We start from the raw sequence: 23,989 nt of genomic DNA, 5'->3' as shown, positions 1-23,989 counted from the left end.
GCGCACATCCGCGGAGCTGGATCACAGTCGCGGACGCGAACCGGAGCCGACGGCGGTGAAGTCTATGATCGCTCCGAGAAAGCTTCAACAGGCACGTGTGTCACCCGTGTTACCGATCCTCCGGACCGGGCGGCGCGGGAACGGGCGCACTCGCCAGGCCGTGGTGGACCAGGGCCAGGAACTCCTCCTCCGTGAGGCCGAGTTCGCGCGACTGTTTGATGACGCCGAGCACAGCGTCGGTGAGCCGGGCCCGGCCTGCGGCTCCGGGCGCCGCGGTGATCACCGCGCCCCGGCCGCGGCGCAGTTCGATCAGGCTCTCGTCACGCAGCCGCTGATAGCCGCGGAGCACGGTGTGCACGTTGACGCCCAGCGACGCGGCGACCTCACGGGCGGGCGGCAGCCGCTCACCAGGGGCCGCCGTGCCGTCCGCGATCGCCCCGCGCACGCAGGCGGCGATCTGCTCGCCCAGCGGCACGGGCGAGCCGGGGAGTACCCGGAACAACATGCTAGCCGCGCTCCCTTGCGTGCCGGTCCGTCAGACCGTTGAGCAGCGCGGCAGCGGTGGCCGAGTCGTCGACCGTGACCACGTATTCGCGCCCCCCGGCCGTACGGACCGAGAGAGCCTCGCCCGAACGCAACAGGACGCCTCTCCGGTTCGGTCGTATCCGGTAACCCCAGCCGCCGAACTCGCCCACGGCGTCGACCTCGACGCTGTCGGCGCCGACGATGCTGCCGAGCGGCAGGGCGAGCCGGGGCCGGGGCAGGACCGTCGAGGCGACCGTGACGCCCCGCCGGTCGACGCTGACCCGGACACAGGTGAACGCGGCGCACATCAGGCCGAGCGCGAGCAGCGGCAGGGCCGTCCCCAGGGAGCCGAACACCAGGGCGCACAGGCCGCCGAGTGCGACCGCCCCGGCCGCCGTCAGCAGGGCGCGGGACATCATGGTGCGGCTCCAGGCGGCGGCCTCGCCCCTGGCGAGAGACAGCGCGGGAGCGGGTGGCGCGGGCTCCGGGCGCGGTCCCGCGTTCAGCAGCAGCCAGACCAGGGCCCCTGTGGCCAAGCCCCCCGCGAGCAGTACGGCGATGTGCCACAGGGGCAGGTGCACCCCGGCCGGGTCCTGTACGTCCGTGTTGACGAGGACGGTGACGACCAGTGGATAGCCGACCATGAACGCCGTGCCGGATCCGACGGCGGCACTCAGCCTCGACGCCGCGCTGTCCCTGGAGGCCAAGGTCATGACGGTGAACAGCAGCCCGACGCCGACGATCAGGGCGCACCCGGTCCACAGGGCTGCGGGCCGGCTCATGTAGTCGTCCGCCCCGCCGCCGGCCGAGAAGTGCGTGGCGATCCGGCCGGGCAGCCGGTCCCGGTTGGCCATGAAGACACCGGCGTAGGCGGCGGTGGCGACGCCGAACGGCGCGGCTGTCAGGAAACCCCTCCTGATGGCGGCCATCTGACTCTCCCCCCTGGAGTTGTTTGCATTGAAGTAGAACAATAACACCAGGATTCGGGGCCGTGCCCGGAACGCTGCCCCTCCTACCCGTGGCCGGGGGACCGTGTGGCGTCGGTGACGCGGTCGAGCCGGTAGTAGTCGGCGACGCACCCTCCGGGCCAGTACGCGCGCCCTCTTCGGCTGAAGGGCTCCAGCATCTGGCTGATCACGAGTCGCTCGTACGGGAGGACCGTGGCGCCGGCGCTCGCCCCCTCGCGCAGCCGCCGGTCCTGGGCGTCCCACTCCTCGGCCCGCGCACGCATGTTCGTGTCGAGGTCGAGCAGCGCAACGGCCGGCCCGAAACAGACCAGGAGGCAGAGCACCGCGCACGCCGCCTGAAGGGGGCCGGTCCTCCGCGTGCGCTGCCGGGCCGCCGACCCGAGGAGGGCACCGGCAGCGACGAGCAGGGCCACGTAGACCAGCAGGTAGTCGTTCCAGAGCCGGTTGGCGCTCGGATCGCTCACCCGGTCCTGGAACACCGGGTAGGTCACGACCGTGCAGAGGAAGCCGGACACGAGAAGCGCGGCCACCGCGGCACAGGCCGTCGGAAGCCGGTGAGCGGGCGGGCCGGGCGGGCTCCCGTCCGGGCGCCGCCACAGCAGCCCCAGGAGCACTCCCACCGCCACCGCCCCGACGTACTGCCATGTGGTGGCCACGGTCAGCGTGATCTCGGCGAATCCGCGCAGCGAGGCGACGAGCGACTCCGGCGCGACCATGGACGTCGTACCCGCCCCGAACCGGTCACGCCGGGCGGTCGAGCCGGGGGAGGTGATCAGGACGAGGCCTCCGGCGGCGACCCCGGTGATGCCCGCCGCGCACCAGAGGCGGAGGAAGCGCCGGACGGGACCGGCGGCGCGGCCGCTGAGGAGGAGGACGGTGACCAGCAGCACCACCACGACGATCGCGGTCTCCTCGGAGAGCGTGCCGATGACCAGGCCGGCGACGAGGGCCACGGCGAGCGCCGTACACCTGCCACGGGGCGAACGGGCCGCCAGGAACGGGAGCAGCGCGGCGCAGGCCAGCACCGGTGGCATCGTGTGCGAGACGGACGCGGCCGGCCAGTAGAACGTCTTGTACGTGTTGGGCGTGACGAACAGGAAGAGCGCGGTCGCCATGGCCGCGACCAGCAGCGGCAGTCCGCGCGGCGCGGTGAGCCGGAGACGCCGCAGCGCGAGGACCACCGCGGCCCACAGCACCACCAGTGTCAGCACACCGGTGACCGGACCGAACCACTGGTGTCCCGCGACCTGGAACTTCGCGTAGGCGCCGACCAGTACGGCGTTGGCGACCCGGCCGTTGTCGTCGAAGTAGAACCGGCCGATGAGACCCGTGACGCCGTGGTCCCGCACGGTGGGCAGGAAGCACCAGTCGTCCGCGCCGGGCCGGACCGACAGCCCGAACCACGCTGCCGCCGCGAGCAGGGCCAGCGGCGGGAGGCAGAGGGCGGTCAGCCACAGAGAGGCCCGGGGGCCTGGCCGGGAGCCGTGCCGCGGACGCCCGGGCGACAGACCCCTCGGGTCGTGCGGCGTGGCGTCCGGCCGGTCAGGGGCCGCGGACTCCGGTGTGCTCTCGGACATCCGCGCTCACCGGTCCTCGGAGGCGCGGACGGGGAGCTCGGCGACCGGCGCGCCCACGGGCGGTTCGGGCTGCCGCGCGGACGGTCCGGTCGCGGCGGGGGCCTCGCGGCGGCCCGACATGATCGCCCACCGGGCCAGCAGGAAGGAGACCGGGGTGACGAGGACACCGGCGACGAGCGCGGCCAGGTTCTTGCCCATGCCGAGGCCGCTGACCGCCCCGTAGAGCAGAGCGCCGGAAGCCACGAGATTCACCAGGCTCGACACGGGGTAGCGCACGAAGGCCCGCCAGGTCGGCTTCGTCCGGCAGGTGACGTAGGAGTTGAGCAGGAACGAGCACACGATGCTGACCGCGTATCCGAGGACGTGAGCGACCAGGTAGGGAATCCATCGGTTCAGGACGGCGTAGACACCGAGATACACAACGGTGTTCACGCATCCCACCAGGACGAAACTGCCGAACTGGCGCACGGTGCGGGCCTGCGGGGAGACGACCGCGGTCACCGGGGGCGGAGGGCGGTCCGACGGCGCCGGGCAGCTCTCGTCGGTCTCCCGCACCACATAGGGGGGCCGGTGCTTCGCCTCGTGGTAGATGCGCCCCACGTACTCGCCGATGACCCCGAGGGTCACCAGCTGGATACCGCTGAGGGCCACCACCGCGGTGAGCAGCGTGGCGTAGCCCGGTGTGTCCGCGCCGTGCAGCACCACGGTCATGACCGTCCACACCGCGTAGGCCAGAGCCGAGAGGAAGACCCAGAACCCGGTGTAGATGGCCAGGCGGAGCGGGCGGTTGTTGAAGGACAGGAGGCCGTCGATGCCGTAGTTCAGCAGCCGTCGGCTGCCCCATTTCGACCGGCCTGCCACGCGTTCGCTGTTCCGGTAGCGGAAGCTGACGGTGTCGAAGCCGATCCAGGAGAAGATCCCCTTCGAGAAGCGGTTGCTCTCCGGCATGGACAGGACGCTCTCCACCGCCCGACGGGAGAGCAGCCGGAAGTCTCCCGTCCCGTCGAGGAGCTCCACGTCCACACAGCGGCGTACGACCGCGTAGTAGGCGTGGCTGAGCGTGCTGCGGAGCATGCCCTCACCCGAGCGGTCACGACGCGGGATGACCTGGTCGTAACCGTGCCGGTGCAGTTCGAGCATGCGGGGGATGAGCTCGGGCGGGTGCTGGAGGTCGGCGTCCATGATCACCACGGCGGCGCCCCGCGACATGCGGAGCCCGGCGAGCATGGCGGCCTCCTTGCCGAAGTTCCGGCTGAACGCCGTGTAGCGGGTCCGCTCGTCCCGGGTGGCGAACGCGTTGAGCAGCATCCGTGTGCGGTCGTCGCTGCCGTCGTCCACGTAGCAGATCTCGAAGGTCTCCTCCAGCCCTTCCAGAACGGCGGTCAGCGCCGCGTGGAAGGAACCGATGCCCTCGGCCTCGTTGAAGCAGGGCACGACGACCGACAGCTGAAGGCCGGTCACGCGACACCTCCGGACGTGCGGGGACCCGGAGCGGCGGGTTCGGCACGCTCCGCCCCGCAACAGTCGCGCATCCGGTGAGAAAGTCCTCCTCTTCACGCGTTGGACGCGCGAGCCGTGGGCCTCTTTCGCACGAACGGCGCACGGTCAGGCGAGGTACGGGACGCCCTGCGGCCCGGTCATCGGTGGCCCACCACGTTGACGACGCGGCCGTTGGGGTCACGGACGAAGAACCGGCGCACCCCCCACTCCTCGTCCTGGAGGGGGTGCACGACTTCGGCCCCGTTCGCCCGCATCACGGCGTAGGCCGCGTCCACGTCGTCCACCTCCACGCTCACGTCGGGCACCACCGGCGCCGTCTCGTCCTGGCTCATGAAGGTGATCTGCGCCGTGGGGTTGGAAGGAGAGGCGAGCGTCATGACCCACCCGAGGTTCATGACCTCCTCGAACCCCAGGAGTCCGTAGAAATCACGGCTCTCCTCCATGGCGTCTGAACGGATGTCCGGCATGACGCGGCGGATGGACACAGGGACTCCTGCTGACGGACGAAGGCGGATGGTCCTCCGATTCTGTCCGGAAGGGCGCCGGGCCGCACCCCCCCTCGCGGGCTGCGACGGTGGACGGGGGCGCGGTGGCCCTATCGACAGCTCCCCGAGATGAGCTTAGGCTCACCTAATCACGGCGGCCCGGTCCGCCCGCGCCAGGGGCCCAACTGCCGATGCGTCCCATGTAGATCAAAGGGATATCGTACGTCGCCATGAGCACCACTGCAGTGGAGCGGCCCGCTCCCAGGGGCACAACAGAGGCCCGCCGAAGACGAGTTGTGGGCGTGGGCGCTCTGGTGGCGGTCCTCGTGATCGGCGTCGCCGCGTCGCTGGCCGTCGGGGCCAGGTCGTTGAGCCCCGCCGAGGTGTGGCACGGGCTGTTCGCGGCGCCCGACCCCGACCAGCGCCTCACCGAGATCAGGCTGATCGTGCGGACCGTGCGGGTCCCCCGGACGGTGCTCGCGATCGTCGCCGGCGTCGCGCTGGGCGTCGGCGGGGCGCTGATCCAGGGGTACACCCGCAATCCGATCGCGGACACGGGGCTGTTGGGCGTGAACTCCGGGGCCTCGTTCGCCGTGGTGACCGTGATCGCCGTCTTCGGCTTCGCCGACCCGTTCCAGTACGTCTGGTTCGCCTTCCTCGGCGCCGGCGTCGCCGGTGTCGTCGTGTTCGGGCTGTCCAGCATCGGCCGGGGGGCGGGCAATCCACTGACACTGGCGTTGGCGGGCCAGGGGGTCACGGTGTTCCTCGCGGCGATGACCACGGCGGTCGCGCTCTCGGACCTGAAGTCGCTGAACGCGCTGCGGTTCTGGAACGCGGGCTCCGTGGCCGGCGTCGGCTTCGAAGTGATCTGGCCGGTCACGGCGTTCGTAGTGGTGGGCGTGGTGCTGGCCCTGACCACGCTGCCCTCCCTCAACCTGCTCAACCTGGGGGACGACGTGGCGCGGGGACTTGGCGTGAACATCGCGCTGAGCCGGACCGTCGGCATCGTCGCCATCACCCTGCTCGCGGGAGCGGCGACGGCGGCATGCGGCCCCATCGCGTTTCTCGGGCTGATGGTGGCCCACGTCGCCCGGTATCTGACCGGCCCCGACTACCGCTGGCTGGTGCCGTACGCGGGTCTCCTCGGAGCGGTCGTCCTTCTGGTCTGCGACATCGTGGGACGCGTGGTGGTGCGGCCGGGCGAGTTGGACGCGGGTATCGTCGTCGCCCTTCTCGGAGCCCCGTTCTTCGCGGTTCTCGTGTGGCGAGGAAAGTTCAGGAGCGCATGAACGGGACCGATGTGGAACAGCGGATGACGCCCGGCGTGCGGCTCGGCCAGGTGTCGTTCGTCTGGCGGCCCTGGATGGTGGGCGTCACCCTGCTCCTGGCGGCGGCCACCTTCCTGGTGTTCTGCCTGTCCATCGGGGTCGGTGACTTCCCCATCGGCCTTTCCCGGGTGATCGCCACGATCCTGGGCCGGGGCGAGCAGGTGGACGAGTTCGTGATCATGGATCTGCGGATGCCGCGCGCTCTGGCGGGGCTCCTCGTGGGACTCGCTCTGGGGGTGTCGGGGGCGATCACACAGTCCGTGGCCCGTAACCCACTGGCCAGCCCCGACATTCTGGGGATCACGGGGGGAGCCAGTGCCGTCGCGGTGTTCCTCGTGACCGTGTCGGGCGGGGCCGCCGCCGCGGTCGTGAGCACCGTGGGCCTGTCGGCGGCGGCGATGGCGGGCGGCCTCTGTACGGGGCTGCTGGTCTACTTCCTGGCGTGGCGGCGCGGGATCGACGGCTTCCGGCTCATCCTCATCGGCATCTCGGTGACCGCCATGACGGAGGCGATCACCACCTGGCTCCTGACCGCGGCGGACATCAGGGACGTGGCGCGGGCACAGGCGTGGCTGGTCGGGTCGCTGGACAACCGGTCCTGGGACGAGGTCCGGGTGGTCTTCTGGTGCACGCTCGTCCTCATGGCGGTCGTCGCGGCCGTCGCGTTCCAGTTCAAGCCCCTGCACCTCGGTGACGAGGTCGCCGCGGGGCTCGGCGTCCGCTTCTCGAGGGTGCGGGCGGTCCTGCTCCTGTGCGCGGTGCTGCTGGCCGCCGCCGCGGTGAGCGCCGCCGGGCCGGTCCCCTTCGTGGCGCTGGTGGCGCCGCAGGTCGCCATGCGCCTGGCCAGATGCCCCACACCTCCACTGGCCGCCTCCGGCCTGGTGGGCGCCTTGCTGCTCATAGGCTCGGACCTGGCCGCCCGCTCGGCGCTGCCGGTCACCCTCCCGGTCGGCGTGGTCACGGCCGCGATCGGCGGGCCCTTCCTTGTATATCTGCTGGTGCGGGCGAACCGCAGATGACCGACGAACACGACCGTACGAACCGGGCAACGGGGGGACCTGTGGGCGCTGAGCACATCACGAGGACCGATTCGGACGCCGGCGCCGTAGCGCGGCTGGCGGCGAGGAACATCACGGTCGGCTACGGCGGCCGGACCGTCATCGACGGTCTCGACGTGACGGTCCCGCCCGGACTGATCACCACGATCATCGGCCCCAACGGCTGCGGGAAGTCGACCCTGTTGCGCACCCTGACGCGGCTGCTCAAGCCGACCGCGGGTGCGGTCGTGCTGGACGGCGAGGACATCGTCAAGCTCAGGACCAGGGACGTGGCGAGGAAGCTCGGCCTTCTGCCGCAGGCCCCGGTCGCGCCGGAAGGACTCACGGTGGCCGACCTGGTGGCCAGGGGGCGCCATCCGCACCAGAGCTGGCTGCGGCAGTGGTCGTCCGACGACGCCTCCGTCGTGGAGCGCGCGCTGGCCATGACCGGGGTCTCCGAACTGGCGGACCGCCCCGTCGACTCGTTGTCCGGCGGGCAGCGGCAGCGCGTGTGGATATCGATGACGCTGGCTCAGGGCACCGACCTGCTGCTGCTGGACGAGCCGACGACGTACCTGGACCTCGCCCACGCGATCGACGTGCTCGATCTGGTGGACGACCTGCACGAGTCGGGCCGCACGGTGGTCATGGTGCTGCACGACCTCAATCTGGCGACCCGTTACAGCGACAATCTGGTCGTCATGCGGGAGGGGGCGATCCTGGCGCAGGGGCACCCGCGTGACGTGATCACGGCCGATCTGCTGCAGGAGGCCTTCGGGCTGCGGGCCAGGGTGATCGACGACCCGGTGGGGGACCGCCCGCTCATCGTGCCCATCGGACGCACGCACGTGCAGCTCAACTGAGGTTCTCCGCAAGGAAATATTTCCAGTTAGGCTAGGCTAACCTCACTCGATATGGATAAGGTTTGCCTGCCCTCACATGGGGTGTAGCGGACAGCGCGAAAGCAGGGGATCTTCAAATGCTCTTCCACAGATCGACGTTGCAGGAGCCATGGCGGCGGCTGGCGGCGACCCTCACCGCCGTGACGCTCGGCGTCGGCCTCCTCGCGGGATGCGGTTCCGACTCGGAGGAAGGGACGAGCGACAAGGCCCCGGCCGCGGCAGGTGGCGCGTTCCCGGTGACGGTGGAGCACGCCTTCGGTTCCACGAAGATCGACAAGGCTCCTGAGCGGGTCGTCACCGTCGGCTACACGGACGACCAGGCCGTCCTGGCCTTCGGCATCAAGCCGGTCGGGATGGTCGACCAGTACCCGAACCCGGCGGGGGCGTCCCCCGACATCAACACCCAGTGGCCCTGGGTGAAGGACAAGTGGGGCGACGCCCGCCCCGAGGTCGTCATGAAGAACGGCGACGCGGGCCCCAACTACGAGAAGATCGCCGCCCTCCGGCCCGACCTGATCATCGCGGTCTACTCCGAGATCGACGAGGCCGCCTACGGCAAACTCTCCAAGATCGCTCCGACGGTCGGCCGCACCAAGGGCGAGAAGGAACTGTTCAGCGCTCCGTGGCAGGACAACGCCGTCCACATCGCCAAGGCGCTCGGCAAGGAGGACGAAGGCACCGAGCTGGTCAAGGGCATCCAGGACAAGCTCGACACGGCACGCGAGGCGAACCCGGAGTTCGGGAAGGAGACCGCCGTCGCGGTCTCCTGGTACAAGGACTCGATCTCGGCGTTCACCACCACCGACGTACGCGGACGACTGCTGACGGGCATCGGCTACAAGGGCGCGACCCAGATCGACAAGGTCGCCGACGGCCAGTTCTCCACCGCGCTCTCGCCCGAGCGCGTCGACCTGATCGACGTCGACCGCATCTTCGTCATCAACGACGAGGCGGACACCGAGGCGCTGAAGAAGTTCGAGCTGTTCAACAACCTGTCCGCGGTCAAGGACGGCAAGGTCTCCTACCTCCTGGACAGCGAGGGCCCGGCGGTCGGCGCGGCCCTCTCCCAGGGAACCCTGCTCTCCCTGCCGTACGCGATCGACGAACTCGTCAAGTCGGCCGGCCGGTGACACCCACCGCCCGGCCCCGTCGCCGCCCCGGACCGGTGGCGGGGTGAGCGCCGCCACCACTCGCGTCGCCCCGGCGGCCACCCTGCGCACGGCGGCCGGCGGCGAGTCCACCCGCTGGGTCGCCGCGCGCTGCCGCGAAGTGCCGTGGCTGACGGCCGCCACCGTGCTCACCACGGTGACCGGGGCGGCGCTCCAGGTGCTCCCGGTGCTCCTGCTCGGCCGGGTGGTCGACGGCGTGGTCGAGGGCGACGGACGCTCGGTCCTGGTGACGATCGGGGTCCTCATGGGAGCCGCAGCGCTGCTCGGCGCAGCGGCCACCGCCGTGTCGACGTATCTGATCGGTCGGCTGGGCGCGGATCTTCTCGCGCGGCTGCGGGAAGCCGCCGTCCGGGCGGTGCTGGGGATGCCCAGCGCCCGGGTCGAGCAGGTCGGCAGGGGCGACGTGCTGTCCCGGGTCGGCGACGACGTGGCCGTGCTGTCCAGGGGCATCCGTACGGCCGTCCCCACGGTGTTCTCGGCCGGCGTGCTGGTCGCCATCGCCACGGTCGGGATGTTCGGGCTCGACTGGAGGCTCGGTCTGGCGGGCGCCGGCGCCCTGCCCGCGTACGCGCTGGCACTGCGCTGGTATCTGCCCCGGTCCGCCCCGCTGTACCAGCAGCAGAGGGCGGCGCAGGCCGACCGTGCCCAGGCGCTGATCAGCGGACTGAACGGTATCGACACCGTGCGGGCGTACCGCCTGGAGGGTGCCTTCCGCGAGAAGGTCACCGTCAAGTCGTGGCGCGTACGCGATCTCGGCATCGACGTCTTCCGGATCTTCGGCCGGTTCGTCGGCCGGGAGAACCGTGCCGAGTTCATCGGGCTCGTCCTGATCCTCGTGGTGGGGTACGTCCTCCTGGAGGCCGACGCCGCGAGCCTGGGCGAGGTGTCGGCGGCGCCGCTGATGTTCCACCGGCTGTTCACGCCGCTGGGCGCCATCATGTTCACCTTCGACGAGGCGCAGAAGTCGGGCGCGAGCCTCACCAGGCTGGTCGGGGTGCTGGGGGAGTCCACCGAGGACCGGCTGGTGGGCGACGCCTCCGTGGTGCCGGCGGATGCCGCGGACCACCCGGTGACGGTGGAGGGCCTGACCTTCACCTATCCCGGTGCCGAGGAGCCGGTCCTGCGCGACGTCAGCCTGACGATCCCGGCAGGCGGTTCCCTCGCCCTCGTGGGGGCCACGGGAGCGGGCAAGTCGACGCTCGCCGCCCTGATCGCCGGCATCGGAAGCCCGCAGGCGGGCTCGGTGCGCGTCGGGCCGTACGACCTAGCCGGCATGGACGAGGCGGGAGCGCGCGCACTGGTCAGCATCCTGACGCAGGAGACGCACGTGTTCTCCGGCCCGCTCGCCGAGGACCTGCGGCTGGCCGCGCCCCGGGCCACCGACGGAGAACTGATGGACGCCCTGCGCACCGTCGGCGCCGGACACTGGGTCTCCGCGCTCCCCGACGGCCTGGACACCACGGTCGGCGAGGGCGGCGAGCGCCTGGACGTCACGAAGGTCGCCCAGATCGCCCTGGCACGGCTGGTGCTGAACCGGGCACCGGTCGTCGTGCTCGACGAGTCGACCGCGGAAGCGGGCAGCGAGGGCGCCGCCGAGCTGGAGAGGTCCGTACGGGCCGCCTGCGCGGGCAGGACCACGCTGTTCGTGGCGCACCGGCTGACCCAGGCGATGGCCGCGGACCGGATCGCCGTGCTGGACGAGGGGCGCGTTGTGGAGCAGGGGACCCATGAGGAGCTCGTGGCCCTGGGCGGAGGGTACGCACGACTGTGGCGGGCCTGGCGCGAGGGCAGTTGAACCATCCCCGAGTTGAGTTGGTCCCGCTTTCATACGCTGGAAGGACGATGGGTCTTCGATGACGGATCCCACAGCTCGCCCCGTGTCGCTCTCCCCGACGAGCCTGGACGGCGTACGCCGGCGGACCGGTGACTACTCCGACGGCACCATCGCCGAGGCGTGCGCCATCGCTCTGTCGTACTGGGCGACGGGCCACAGCCCCGACGGAATCGATCTCACCCCGGGCACTCTCTTCCCCGACGTCCTGCGGTGGGTCGACGAGGCAGGCTCGGCACCGGCCGGCCGGGAGGCCGACGCCCACGGCCGGAGCGTCCGCGCCCCCGAAGGCGTCGCGCCCGCCGACGCCCAGCTCGCGCTGGACGACCTGGCCGACTTCCCCGACCGGCCCCTCGGCACCATCGGCCCCGTCGGCCGGGCGGCGAGGACAAAGGCCCTGGCCGAGTGGAACGACACCGCCGCCGACCGGGCCCGCCCGACCGCCGTCGAGATGTTCCGCGAGCAGGCACGGACGAGACCGGACGCCGTCGCGATCGTCGACGAGCACCGTTCACTGACGTACCGAGAGACGGCCGAGCTCGCGGGCCGGCTGGCCCACCACCTGGTCGAACGCGGGCTCACCCCCGAGCAGGTCGTCGGCATCTCGCTGGACCGCTCGGCCGACATGGTGATCGCGCTGCTCGGCGTACTCCAGGCCGGGTGCGCGTTCGTCCCGCTCGACCCGCAGTGGCCGGCCGAGCGCCGGGCCGTCGTCATCGAGGACGCCCGGGTCGTGCTGCAGCTCAACGACTCCGGTGAGCCCCCGGCGGGCGAGCCCGCGGCCGTGGCCGTCTCCCACGGGGACTGGCGCTTCGGACCCGGCCCCTCCGAGGGGCCCGAGGCCGTCATCCCCGGCGCCGCGCTGGCGTACGTCATCTTCACCTCCGGTTCCACAGGCCGGCCCAAGGGGGCCATGATCCGGCACGAGGCGATCAGCGAGCGCCTCCTGTGGCAGTCCGGAGAGATCCTGGGCTTCGGCCCCGACGACGCGTCACTCTTCAAGGCGCCGCTGTCCTTCGACATCTCCATCAACGAGATCTTCCTGCCCCTGGTGTGCGGCGGCAGACTCGTGGTCCTGCGGCCCGGCGGCGAACGCGACCCCCACCATCTGCTGAGCGTGCTGGCCGAACAGCGCGTCACCTTCACCTATCTGGTCTCGTCCATGCTCGACGTGCTGCTGGAGATGGAAGGCGGCTCCGGGCAGCTGGACAGCCTGCGGCACGTGTGGTGCGGCGGCGAGGTGCTGACCCCGGAGCTCTACGAACGGTTCCGCGCCCGGCTCGGCATCCCCATGTACCACGGGTACGGCCCGGCCGAGACGACGATCGGCGTCTCGCACGTCATCTACCGCGGCGAGGCCGCGCGCCTCTCCACATCGATCGGCAGGGCGAACCCCAACACGCAGCTGTACGTGCTCGACGACGAGCTGCGCCCGGTCCCGGTCGGGGTCGGCGGCGAACTGTACGCCGGAGGAATCCTGCTGGGACGCGGATACGTCAACGCACCCGGCCTGACCGCGTCCCGCTTCGTCGCGAACCCCTTCGCCTCGGACGGATCCCGGCTGTACCGCACCGGTGACCTCGCGCGGTACGCCCCGGACGGATCTCTGGACTTCCTCGGCCGGGCCGACAACCAGATCAAGATCCGCGGCATGCGGCTGGAGATCGAGGACGTCGAGCTGGGCCTCGCGGAACACCCCTCCGTCCGGCACACCTGCGTCGTCGCGAAGAAGAACACGGCCGGCGGCACCTATCTGGTGGCCTACGTCATCCCTTCCACCGGCAGCGAGGAACTGCACGCCGACGAGGTCAGGTTGTGGGCCGAACAGCACATGGTGGAGTACATGGTGCCCGCCCATGTCGTCGTCCTGGAGGCGTTCCCGCTCACCGCGAACGGCAAGGTCGACCGGGCCGCGTTGCCGGACCCCGTCACCGGCGCCGGCCCGGTCGTGGCGCCCGCCACCGGGAACGAGCGTCTGGTGTGCGCGGCGGTCGCGTCGGTCCTGGGCCTCGACGAGGTCGGCGTCGACCAGGACTTCTTCCGGCTCGGAGGGGACAGCATCCTGGCGATCTCGCTGCTGAGCGCGCTGCGCGCCGCCGGCCTGCACGTGACGGCCGGGCAGATCTTCACCCACAGCGTCGTGGGCGCGCTGGCGGCGGTCGTCAGCACCGAGGACATCTCCTCCGCGGAGGGCGGGGACGAGGCGACCGGACCCGTCGTCGGTTCCCCCGTCGTGCAGTGGCTCGGCCGGACGACGGACGCGATCGACGGCTTCGTCCAGTCGGTCGTGCTGAACACCCCGGCGGACCTCACCGCCGACGCCCTCGACACGATCCTCACCGCCGTGGTCCGGCGCCACGACATGCTGCGCGCCCGGCTGGTGCGCGGCGACCGCTGGGGTTTCGACATCCCGGAGGCGGACGGAGCCGTCGTGGGATGGCAGGAGAGCGGCCTGCCGGCGGACGCCTGTGCGGCGCTCGCGGCGGAGGGGCTCGACCCGGACCGCGGCGCGATGCTGCGCGCCGTCTGGCGCCGGGAGGCACGGCAACTGGTCGTGGCCGTCCACCACGTGGTCGTCGACGGCGTGTCCTGGCGGATCCTCATGGAGGACCTGGCCACCGCCTGGGGGCAGTTCACCGCCGGAGTGCCCGTCGAGCTGCCTCCGGTGGGCACCTCGTTCCGGCGCTGGACGCAACTGCTGGCGGGTGCCGGTTTCGAACGGGACCGCGCCGCCTTCCGGCGTCCGCTCCCGGGACCGGACGGACCGCTGGGTTGGCGGCCGCTGACCGGGACCGACACCGTCGCCCGGGAGCGGATCCGTACCGTCTCGGTCGGAGCCGGCACCACGGCCGCGCTGCTGGGGGAGATACCCGCGAGGTTCCACGCCGGCGTCAACGACGTACTGCTCACGGCCCTCGCCGTCGCCCTCGCCCGGTGGCGTCGCGACCTCGGGCAGGACCAGTCGTTCGCGCACATCGAACTGGAGGGGCACGGCCGCGAAGGCCGGTCCGTGGCGGAGACCGCCGGCTTCGAGCCGGACCTCTCCCGGACCGTGGGCTGGTTCACCACCCTGTTCCCGGTGGTCGTCGACCCCGGTGCGGCGACCGACCCGACCGCCCCCGCGTATCTGGCCGCCGCACTCAAGGCGGTGAAGGACGACCTCGGCCGGGTCCCCGGCAACGGGCTCCCGTACGGCGTCCTGCGCTACCTCACCGACACCGGTCTCGACACCCCGGCACCGCAGGTGCTGTTCAACTATCTGGGCCGTCTCGACTCGGGCTCCTCCGGTGACTGGCGGTTCGCCGGGGCCGCAGGGCAGTTGGGGGAGAGGCGCGACCCGAGGATGCGCCTGCCACGCGCCCTGGAGTTCAACGCGGTCGCCGAACCCGCCTCGAACGGCGAGTACGAGCTGGTGACCACGATCTCCTGGCCCGACGGGGTGTTCACCGACGACGACACCGCCACCATCGGCGCCTACCTTCGCGAGGCCCTGACCGGGCTCGCCGCCCTCGACCAGGGTGGCCACTCTCCCGGCGACTTCGCCCCCGTGCAGCTCACCCAGGCCGACGTCGACGCCCTGGACGGCCCGGCGCTGCGGGACATCCTGCCCCTGACCCCGCTCCAGGAGGGCCTCTACTTCCACTCGGTCTTCGACGACGACAGCGCGAGCAGCTACGTGGAGCAGCAACTGCTCACCCTCGCAGGCGAGGTGGACGCGGACCGGCTGGCATCGGCGGCGACCCGTCTGCTCACCCTGTACCCGAATCTGGCCGCACGGTTCGTAGCCCTCGCCGACGGCCGGGTGGTCTCCGTGCTGGAGAGCGGTCTGGAGGCCCCCTTCACCACACTGGACCGCCCCGGCATCACCGACGCCGAGATCCGCGCCCACGCCGAGCGGGACCGGCGTGCCGGTTTCGACCTGTCCACGGGTCCGCTGATGCGGTACACCCTCATCCGCGCGGGCTCCGGCAGGAACGTGCTGGTGCAGACCGTCCACCACATCGTCGCGGACGGCTGGTCGGTGCCGCCCATGCTCCGGGCGCTGCTGGCCGAGTACCACGCGCCGGGGGCCCGGTACCCGCTCGGCGGCTTCGCCGACCACACACGGCGGATCGCCATGGCCGACGGAGACGAGAGCGACCGGGTCTGGCGCGACCAGCTCGCCGGCCTGCCCGGCCCCTCCCTGGTCGCCGAGGGGCACACCCCCTCCGACCGCTTCGCCGACACCGCCGTGGAGCCCGAGGACGACATCGACGCGGCGGTACGGTCGGCGGGCATCCCCCTGAGTGTGGCGGTGCACAGCGCCTGGGCCGTGACACTCGGCGGCATCCTGCGGAGCAGGGACGTGGTCTTCGGCTCCACGGTGTCCGGTCGCGACGCCGAGGTGCCCGGCATCGAGGACATGGTCGGCCTGTTCATCAACACGATCCCGCTGCGCGCCCGTTGGGGCCGGGACAGCACGGCCCGCGACCTGCTCGCCTCGGTGCGGGAGCACCAGGCGGCCGTGCTGGCACACCAGTACGTCTCGCCGGCGAGGATCGGCCGCCAGGCCGGCGGCGGCGCCCTGTTCGACACCCTGGTGGTCTTCGACGTGGCGACCGACGTCGGGACACTGCGGCGGCCCGGCGACGAGCTGGTCATCACCGGCATCGCCAACGAGGGCGCCCCCCACTACCCGCTGACCCTGGTCGTGGAACGTACCTCCGCCGGGCGCCCCCGCTTCAACCTGATCCACGACAGGGCGCTGCTCCGCGAGGAGAGCGCCCGGACGATCCTTCGCACCTTCACCAGGACGCTCACCGGCCTGCTCACCCGGCCGGACGCCCTGGTCGACGAGCCGGCGCCCGATGAACACCGGCGTCCCCCACGGGTCACCCCCACCACCCTCGGCCAGCTGTTCGACGCCGCCGCGAGCAGGGCGCCGGAGTCCACCGCGGTCACCCACTGCGCACTCGACGGCGGAACGAGGTCCGTGACGTACGGCGAACTGGCCGGCGCCAAGAACGCGCTGGCCTCGGTCCTGCGCGCTGCAGGCGTCGCGCCGGGTACGCGAGTCGCCGTGGCCCTACCGCGCTCCGTGGAGCAGGTCGTCGCCCTGGTGGCGGTCGTCACCGCGGGCGGTGCGTACGTACCACTGGACCTGGCCTACCCGGACGAACGGCTGGAGTACGTCCTCACCGACGCCGCTCCGCACGTCGTCCTCGTGGACCGTGAGCAGCGGGACCGCTTCACGGAGCTGCTGAGCCGGGGACCGGGTGTGCCGCCCCGCGTCATCGTGCTGGGGGAGGAGCTGCCGGAGGAGCGCGAGCCCGCCCCCGTCACCGCCCGGGCCGGATGGCACGACCCCGCGTACGTGATCTACACGTCCGGATCGACCGGCAGCCCCAAGGGTGTCGTCGTCCCCCACTCCGGCGTGGTGACGCTGCTCGCGAACACCCGCCCCGCCATGGACTTCGGCCCCCGGGACGTGTGGGTCCAGTTCCACTCGTACTCCTTCGACTTCGCGGTCTGGGAGCTGTGGGGCGCACTGGCGCACGGCGGTGAGCTGGTGGTGCCCGACTACGGGCTGACCCGGTCCCCGGTGGACTTCCACCGGCTGGTCCGCGAGCGCGGAGTGACCGTGCTCAACCAGACCCCGTCGGCCTTCTACCGGTTCGTCGAGGCGGACCGGCAGGCGGCCGAGCCCCTGCCCGCCCTGCGCCGGATCATCTTCGGCGGCGAAGCGCTCGATCCCGCACGGCTGCGTGGCTGGGTGGAGCGGTACGGCACCGGATCGCCCGAGCTGGTCAACATGTACGGCATCACCGAGACCACGGTCCACGTCACCCACCGGGTGCTCACCGACGAGGACCTCGACGAGGACGTCAGCCCCATCGGCGGTCCGGTCCCCGGGCTGACCAGCTACCTCCTCGACGACCGGCTCCGCCCCGTGCCGCCGGGCCGGGTGGGTGCCATCTACGTGGCCGGTGACCAGGTGTCGCTCGGCTATCTGGGCCGACCGGGTCTGACGGCGGGCAGGTTCGTGGCGAACCCCTTCGCGGACGACGGCTCCCGCATGTACCACACGGGCGACCTGGCCCGCCGCACGCTCGACGGGGAGCTGGAGTTCACCGGGCGCGCCGACGACCAGGTGCAGCTCAAGGGCTTCCGTATCGAGCTCGGCGAGGTGGAGGCAGCCGTCAGGCAGCTCGACGGAGTGGTCGACGCGGCCGTCACCGTGGCCGGCAGCGGTGACCACCTGGTCGCCCACGTGGTGGGTGAGGTGCCGGGTGACCTCGCCGGCCGCCTGTCCGCGAAACTGCCCGCGCACATGGTGCCGGGCCGGGTCCTCCGGGCCGACGCCCTGCCGCTCACGGTCAACGGCAAGCTGGACCGGAAGGCCCTGGCCGAACGCGCCGCGGAGGACGTCCCCGCGCCCACCACGACCGGTTCCGCGCCCACCACGACCGGTTCCGCGCCCACCACGACCGGTTCCGCGCCCACCACGACCGGTTCCGCGCTCGCCGCGCTGGTGGAGATCTTCGCGGAGGCGCTGCCCGGCTCCCGGTCCGTGGACGCGGACACCGACTTCTTCTCCGCCGGGGGCGACAGCATCGTCGCCATCACCGTGATCAACCGGGCGAGGGCGCTCGGCCTGTCGATCGCGCCACGGGACGTGTTCCTCCTGCGGACACCCCGCGCGCTCGCCGAGCACCTCGGAACGCGTACACAGCCGGCCGCGGCATCCGCACCCGCCCACCGTGCGGACGGCCCGCTGCCCCCCACACCGGTCATCCTGCGCCAGCGTGAACTGGGCGGCTCGCTCGCCCGGTTCGCCCAGGCCAGGACGGTCGAGGCGGCCGAAGGCACCGGGTTCGCCGAGGCACAGGCGGCGGCGGACGCGGTCGTGGCCGCCCACCCGGCCCTCAGGCTGCGCCTCCGCGTGGAGCACGGCGTGTGGTCGCTGCGTACCGAGCCCGCCCGCGACGTCACCGTCGTCCGGGCGGACACCACGGACGCGACGACAGCGGCGGAGGAGGCCGCCGGGCGCCTCGATCCCGAGTCCGGCGAGGTCATCGCGTTCTCGTGGCTGGAACCGAGCCGGACCCTGGTGGTCACCGTCCACCACCTCGCCGTCGACGCGGTGTCCTGGCTGGTCCTGCTGGACGACCTGGACACCGTCATGCGCGGGGCGACGCTGCCCCCGCCGACCACCCCCTACGCCGAGTACGCCGAAGCCTTGAACGCCGGGTCCGCCCAGGTCACCGACGGTCTGGGCCACTGGATCACCACGCTCCAGGCGCCCCCGCTGCTGCCCGCCGCCGAGCGGCTGCGGCACACGACGGTCGTCCTCGCGCCCGGGACGAGCGACCGGGTGACGCGCACCGCGCCCGCCGCACTCGGGGCCGGCCTCACCGAGTTGCTGTGCGGCGCGCTCCGGGCCGCACTCACACACGTACAGCGGACGCCCACCGACCTCGCCGTCGATCTGGAACGGCACGGCCGGGTGCCGGCCCTGGACCACCACGACTACACCCGCACGGTCGGCTGGTTCACCTCCATCGCCCCGGTACGGCTGACCGCGCACACCGACCCCGTGGCCGCGGCCCGCGAGGTCGTCGCACGCCAGCCGGACGAGCGCGGGCACGTCGCCTACGGCCAGCTCCGGTACCTCAACCCACAGACGGCCCCCCTGCTGAGGAGCCGCCCGCAGGTGCTGTTCAACTACCTCGGCCGGGGGAGCGAGTCCCAGGCACCGCACATCACCGGCGGGGGCCAGGGCAGCCCGTACGCCGTCGAGGTCAACGCCTGGACCGACGACGCGACCGGAAGCCTGCACGCGGACTTCACCCTCGCCGACGGCATTCCCGACGAACTGACCGGGCACTGGCTGGACGCGCTCGAACGCCTCGCGGACGCCTCCGCCACGGCCGAGCGCACGGCACCGGTCACCCCCCTCCAACGAGGTCTCTACTTCCAGGCCCAGATGGGTGGTCAGGCCGGACACTACGTCGCGCAGAGCTACTTCGGCTTCGACCGGCGCCTGGACACCGACGCGCTGTCCGAGGCGATGGCGTACGTCATCGCGCGGCATCCCGTCGTGGGCGCAGGCTTCACCACCGACGACGACGGCAACCCCGTCCAGGTACTCGCCGCGGGCCGGCGGGTCGACGTCCGAACGGCCGAGCTGCTGACCGAGGCGGACGTCGAAACCCTGCGCGCACGGGACCGCGACACGGGCTTCGACCCCGGCGAGCCACCGCTGATCCGCATGACGGTCGTACGTCTGCCCGGCGGGCGCGACGGCCTGCTGCTCAGCTACCACCTGCTGCTGTGGGACGGCTGGTCCCGGGAGATCCTGCTGCGGGACCTGTTCGACGCCTACCGGGCCGTCCTCGCGGGTGAGGAACCGGACAAGGCCCCGGCGACGCCGAGCTTCGAGGACCACGCCCGGGCCCTCGCCGCCCGGGACCCCGGCGTCCCGGAGCGCTTCTGGGCGGGGCACCTGGCCGGCCTGACCGGTCCGACGCTCCTCGCCGGCCCGGACCCGTCCCTCCCGGACACCCTGCCGCACGCCCTCGTGCACACGCTGTCCGCCGGGGAGTCGGACCTCGTCCGGGAGTCGGCGAAGGCGCACGGCGTCACACTGAACACGATGCTGACCGGGGCGTTCGGCCTCCTGCTGGGCGCGCACACGGGCCGGAGCGACGCGGTGTTCGGCGTCACCGTCTCCGGCCGGGAGGGCGAGGGGCTCTCCGGCATCGTGGGCGTGCTCCTCAACACCGTTCCCATGTGGACCCGGGCACGCCCCCAGGACACGGTCCAGCAGTACCTCGCGCGCGTCCAGGCGGCCAGGGTCGAGGCGATGGAGCACGAGCACCTGGGGCTCGGGGAGATCCAGCGGGCCAGTGGGCACGGGGACCTGTTCGACAACCTGTTCGTGCTCCAGAACTTCCTGGACATGGACGCGTTCGCCGCGATGAACGCCCGGCACGGCATCACGTCGGTGAAGGCCGACGACTCGACGCACTATCCGTTCACCTGGGTCGTCACACCCGGGGAGCGGCTCACGGTCAAACTGGAGCACCGGGACGAGGACACCGGGAGAGCCCGGCGCCTCCTCGACGACTACCTGCGCCTGCTCACCGACCTGGCACGGCGGACCGGACCGATCGGCGCGCTGCCCGGCCCCGGCACCGGACCCGAGCCCGCCGGACGCACCGATATCGGCACGGACACCGTCGTCGACCGCTTCGACCGGGCGGCGGGCCGGGATCCGCAGCGGGTCGCCCTCGTCGCCCACGGCTCGGCCATGACGTTCGCCCGGCTCCGCGACCGCAGCCGTGCGGTGGCCGGGGTACTTGCCCGGCGGGGCATCGGCCCGGAGACGACGGTGGGCCTCGCCGTCCCGCGCTCCCTCGACTCGATCGTGGCCCTCTTCGCCGTCCTGCGGACCGGTGCCGCCTACGTGCCGCTCGAGCTGGACCACCCGGACGAACGGATCGCCGCGATCGTCGACGCCGCCCGCCCGGACGTGATCCTCACGGTCAGCGCCGTGTCGCCGCGGCTGACCGGTGACCTGATCGAACTCGACCGGCCCCTGCCCGAGTCGGAGCCGTACGTGACGTTCGCGCCGGACGACCCGGACCGCCTGCGGCACCCCGCGTACACGATCTACACCTCCGGATCGACCGGGAAGCCCAAGGGAGTGGTGACCGAGTACGCAGGGCTCACCAACATGCTGATCAACCATCAGCGTCGCATCTTCGGACCGGTGCTCGCCGAGCACGGGCACCGCACCTTCCGGATCGCGCACACCGTCTCGTTCGCGTTCGACATGTCCTGGGAGGAGCTGCTGTGGCTCGCCGACGGCCACGAGGTGCACATCTGCGACGAGGAACTCCGCCGCGACGCGCCCCGGCTGGCCGAGTACTGCGCCGAGCACGGCATCGACGTCATCAACGTCACCCCGACCTACGCACAGCAACTGGTCGCCGAAGGCCTGCTCGACGACCCCGCCCGGCGCCCGGCGCTGGTGCTGCTCGGCGGGGAGGCCGTCACCCCCACCCTGTGGCAGCGGCTCGCGGAGACCGAGGGGACGGCCGGCTACAACCTGTACGGACCCACCGAGTACACCATCAACACCCTGGGCGTCGGCACCTTCGAGTGCCAGGACCCGGTGGTGGGCGTGGCGATCGACAACACCGACGTGTACGTCCTGGACCCGTGGCTGCGGCCGCTGCCGGACGGAGTGCCGGGTGAGCTGTACGTGGCCGGCATCGGCATCGCGCGCGGATATCTCGGGCAGCCCGCCCAGACCGCGGACCGGTTCGTCGCGTGCCCGTTCGGAGCACCCGGCGAGCGCATGTACCGCACCGGGGACCTGGTCTGCCGACGGCCCGACGGGAACCTGATGTACCTCGGCCGGACCGACCAGCAGGTCAAGATCCGGGGCCATCGCGTCGAACCGGGTGAGGTCGAGGCCGCGTTCGCGGCCCACCCGGCGGTGCGGTTCGCCGCCGCGGTCGCGCAGCCGGACCCGCAGGTCGACGGCGCCCACCGGCTGGCCGCCTACCTCGTGCTGAGCGGCTCCGGTCTGGCCGAGGTCGCCGCCGAGGTCGGCGCGGGGCTGCCGGACTTCCTGCGCCCCACGCACTACGCCCAGGTCGACACCATCCCGCTGACCGTGAACGGCAAGGCCGACACCAAGGCCCTGCCGGAGGCCAGGCCGCTGGGCGTGCTGACCACGGGAGGCGAGCGCGGGCCGGAGACGGAGACGGAGACACTGGTCTGCGAGTTCTTCGCCGAGGCGCTGGACCTGGACGACGACGAGGTCAGCGCGGTGAGCGACTTCGTCTCCCTGGGCGGGCACTCCATGCTGGCGGTGCGGCTGATCGGGCTGCTCCGCCGGGAGTACGGTCCTGTGATCACGATCCGTGATCTGCTCACCCTTCGAACCCCGGAAGCGATTGCCCGCCACCTTGATGACAACACCTGACGTGCGCCGCCCCCGCCCGGGCGCCGACATCCTCCGGACCGCTCTGCGCCGCAACGCCGGCGCGGTGGTCCGCGGCACCGTCCTCATGGGCCTGTACCAGGCGGGTGAGACAGCCTTCCCCATCGCGCTCGGCCTGATCGTCGAGCACACGATGCAGGACCGGAGCCCCGGCTCGCTCGGCCTGTCGATCGCCGCACTGGCCGTGATCATCACGACCGTCTCGCTGTCGTGGCGGTTCGGGATGCGTGTCCTGCAGAAGGCGAACACGACCGAGGCCCACCGCTGGCGCGTGCGGGTGGCGGCCTGCGGTCTCCAGCCGGTGGCCAGGGACGTCGGTCTGAAGTCCGGTGAGGTGCTGACCATCGCCACCGAGGACGCCGACCAGACGGCCGACATCGTGGAGGTGGTGCCGCTGCTGGTCAGTTCGCTGGTCGCGGTGGTGGTCGCCTCGGTCGCGCTCGGCCTGGCGGACGTCCGGCTCGGTCTGCTGGTGGTCGTGGGAACGGTCGCGATCCTGTCGGTCCTGAGCGTCATGTCCAGGCGGATCGGAGCGAGCACCCGCGAACAGCAGGCCCGGGTGGCCCGGGCGGGTGCCAAGGTCGCCGACCTGATCACCGGCCTGCGCCCGCTGCACGGCTTCGGCGGCAACCACGCGGCGTTCCGGTCCTACCGGAAGGTCAGTACGGAGGCGAGGCGCCAGGCGATCACGGTGGCCAAGGTCAACGGTGTGTACGCGGGCACCGCGCTCGCCCTCAACGCGGTTCTCGCCGCGGCAGTCACCCTGACGGCGGGCTGGCTGGCGTACGGAGGCCGCATCACCATCGGGGAACTCGTCATGGCCGTGGGGCTGGCACAGTTCGTGATGGAGCCGCTGAAGATGTTCTCGGAGATGCCGAAGTACGTGATGATGGCGCGCGCCTCGGCCGAACGGATGGCTCTGGTGCTCGCCGCGCCGCCGCTGACGGACCCTGGCCGGGGCACTCCCGCCACCGGCGGGGACCTCGAGGTCGACGGTGTCCGCCACGGCTCTCTGCACGGGCTCACATTCCGGGTGCGCGCGGGGGAGTTCGTCGCCATCGCCCCCTACCAGCCGCGCGCGGCCGCCGATCTGGCCTCGGTCCTGGGGGCGAACGTCCCGCCCCACGCGTACGGGGGAGCGGTGCGGGTCGGCGGACGGGAGATCGCGGAGCTGTCCGTCGAGGCGCTGCGCGAGCACATGCTGGTGAACCCGTACGACGGTGAGATCTTCGCGGGCAGCCTCCGCACGAACATCGACCCGTCGGGCACCAGCCGTATGGTCCAGGAGGCCGTGGAGGCGTCGCTCCTGACCGACGTCGTCGCCCTGCACCGCGAGGGGCTCGACCACGGGGTACGTGACCGTGGCGCGAACCTCTCCGGGGGGCAGCGCCAGAGGCTGTCCCTGGCCCGTGCCCTCGCCGCCGATTCCGACGTGCTGGTTCTGCACGACCCGACGACAGCGGTCGACGCGGTCACCGAACAGCTGATCGCGCGTAACGTCGCCAAGCTGCGGAAGGGCCGCACCACCGTCGTGATCACCAGCAGCCCCGCTCTCCTGGACGTCGCCGACCGTGTGCTCGTCCTGGACGACGGCGCCGTCACGGCGGACGACACCCATCGCCGCCTGCTCGCCACCGACGAGGCCTACTGCAGGGCCGTGGCCCGGTGACC

12 protein-coding genes are annotated in these 23,989 nt (G+C 72.0%); 7 read left to right on the top strand and 5 right to left on the bottom strand.

What is annotated here, in order from left to right:
* Nucleotides 1-109: 109 nt before the first annotated feature.
* The 5 genes from AB0P41_RS24055 to AB0P41_RS24035 all read right to left on the bottom strand — a co-directional run bounded on the left by AB0P41_RS24055 (nucleotide 110) and on the right by AB0P41_RS24035 (nucleotide 5,055).
* The gene (locus tag AB0P41_RS24055) at nucleotides 110-505 is read right to left on the bottom strand and encodes a GntR family transcriptional regulator (RefSeq protein WP_356711027.1); all 396 of its coding nucleotides are present in this window, start codon (nucleotides 503-505) and stop codon (nucleotides 110-112) included.
* 1 nt (nucleotide 506) lies between these two features.
* Entirely contained in the window at nucleotides 507-1,454 is a 948-nt protein-coding gene (locus tag AB0P41_RS24050; RefSeq protein ID WP_365934073.1) for a DUF1648 domain-containing protein, read from the bottom strand.
* A gap of 83 nt (nucleotides 1,455-1,537) precedes the next feature.
* A complete protein-coding gene (locus AB0P41_RS24045; protein WP_365934071.1) occupies nucleotides 1,538-3,070 on the bottom strand; it encodes a DUF6056 family protein in 1,533 nt (510 codons plus the stop codon).
* Between the two features lie 6 nt (nucleotides 3,071-3,076).
* Nucleotides 3,077-4,531 (bottom strand): glycosyltransferase, encoded by a 1,455-nt coding sequence (locus AB0P41_RS24040; protein ID WP_365934069.1) that lies wholly within the window; start codon nucleotides 4,529-4,531, stop codon nucleotides 3,077-3,079.
* A gap of 176 nt (nucleotides 4,532-4,707) precedes the next feature.
* A complete protein-coding gene (locus AB0P41_RS24035; protein ID WP_356711019.1) occupies nucleotides 4,708-5,055 on the bottom strand; it encodes a VOC family protein in 348 nt (115 codons plus the stop codon).
* 230 nt (nucleotides 5,056-5,285) lie between these two features.
* Between AB0P41_RS24035 and AB0P41_RS24030 the strand changes: the two genes are divergently transcribed.
* From AB0P41_RS24030 to AB0P41_RS24000, 7 genes are all read left to right on the top strand, one after another.
* Entirely contained in the window at nucleotides 5,286-6,344 is a 1,059-nt protein-coding gene (locus tag AB0P41_RS24030) for an iron ABC transporter permease (protein ID WP_356711017.1), read from the top strand.
* Nucleotides 6,341-7,402: an iron chelate uptake ABC transporter family permease subunit gene (locus AB0P41_RS24025; RefSeq protein WP_365934067.1), complete on the top strand. Its 1,062-nt coding sequence runs from the start codon at nucleotides 6,341-6,343 to the stop codon at nucleotides 7,400-7,402. The genes AB0P41_RS24030 and AB0P41_RS24025 overlap by 4 nt, the downstream gene beginning before the upstream one ends.
* A gap of 41 nt (nucleotides 7,403-7,443) precedes the next feature.
* Nucleotides 7,444-8,283, top strand: a complete 840-nt coding sequence (locus AB0P41_RS24020) for an ABC transporter ATP-binding protein (protein WP_356711013.1) — start codon at nucleotides 7,444-7,446, stop codon at nucleotides 8,281-8,283.
* 116 nt (nucleotides 8,284-8,399) lie between these two features.
* A complete protein-coding gene (locus AB0P41_RS24015; protein WP_356711011.1) occupies nucleotides 8,400-9,452 on the top strand; it encodes an iron-siderophore ABC transporter substrate-binding protein in 1,053 nt (350 codons plus the stop codon).
* A gap of 43 nt (nucleotides 9,453-9,495) precedes the next feature.
* On the top strand, nucleotides 9,496-11,286 hold the full coding sequence (locus tag AB0P41_RS24010) for an ABC transporter ATP-binding protein (RefSeq protein WP_356711009.1): 1,791 nt from the start codon (nucleotides 9,496-9,498) through the stop codon (nucleotides 11,284-11,286).
* Between the two features lie 58 nt (nucleotides 11,287-11,344).
* Nucleotides 11,345-22,300, top strand: coding sequence for an amino acid adenylation domain-containing protein (locus tag AB0P41_RS24005; RefSeq protein ID WP_365934066.1), 10,956 nt, complete (start codon nucleotides 11,345-11,347; stop codon nucleotides 22,298-22,300).
* On the top strand, nucleotides 22,287-23,987 hold the full coding sequence (locus tag AB0P41_RS24000; protein ID WP_356711005.1) for an ABC transporter ATP-binding protein: 1,701 nt from the start codon (nucleotides 22,287-22,289) through the stop codon (nucleotides 23,985-23,987). Before AB0P41_RS24005 ends, AB0P41_RS24000 begins: the two co-directional genes overlap by 14 nt.
* The last annotated feature ends 2 nt before the right edge of the window (nucleotides 23,988-23,989 follow it).

This window comes from Streptomyces sp. NPDC079167, assembly GCF_040686735.1.
Lineage (GTDB): Bacteria > Actinomycetota > Actinomycetes > Streptomycetales > Streptomycetaceae > Streptomyces.
The sequence above is the reverse complement of the archived record's forward strand: the minus strand, read 5'-3'. Positions and strand labels throughout refer to the sequence as shown.

What these genes read in the sequence shown, in the direction of transcription:
- AB0P41_RS24045 (WP_365934071.1), bottom strand. Translation starts at nt 3,070, where the DNA reads ATGTCCGAGAGCACACCGGAGTCCGCGGCCCCTGACCGGCCGGACGCC.
- AB0P41_RS24005 (WP_365934066.1), top strand. Translation starts at nt 11,345, where the DNA reads ATGACGGATCCCACAGCTCGCCCCGTGTCGCTCTCCCCGACGAGCCTG.
- AB0P41_RS24000 (WP_356711005.1), top strand. Translation starts at nt 22,287, where the DNA reads ATGACAACACCTGACGTGCGCCGCCCCCGCCCGGGCGCCGACATCCTC.
- AB0P41_RS24025 (WP_365934067.1), top strand. Translation starts at nt 6,341, where the DNA reads ATGAACGGGACCGATGTGGAACAGCGGATGACGCCCGGCGTGCGGCTC.
- AB0P41_RS24015 (WP_356711011.1), top strand. Translation starts at nt 8,400, where the DNA reads ATGCTCTTCCACAGATCGACGTTGCAGGAGCCATGGCGGCGGCTGGCG.
- AB0P41_RS24030 (WP_356711017.1), top strand. Translation starts at nt 5,286, where the DNA reads ATGAGCACCACTGCAGTGGAGCGGCCCGCTCCCAGGGGCACAACAGAG.
- AB0P41_RS24055 (WP_356711027.1), bottom strand. Translation starts at nt 505, where the DNA reads ATGTTGTTCCGGGTACTCCCCGGCTCGCCCGTGCCGCTGGGCGAGCAG.
- AB0P41_RS24050 (WP_365934073.1), bottom strand. Translation starts at nt 1,454, where the DNA reads ATGGCCGCCATCAGGAGGGGTTTCCTGACAGCCGCGCCGTTCGGCGTC.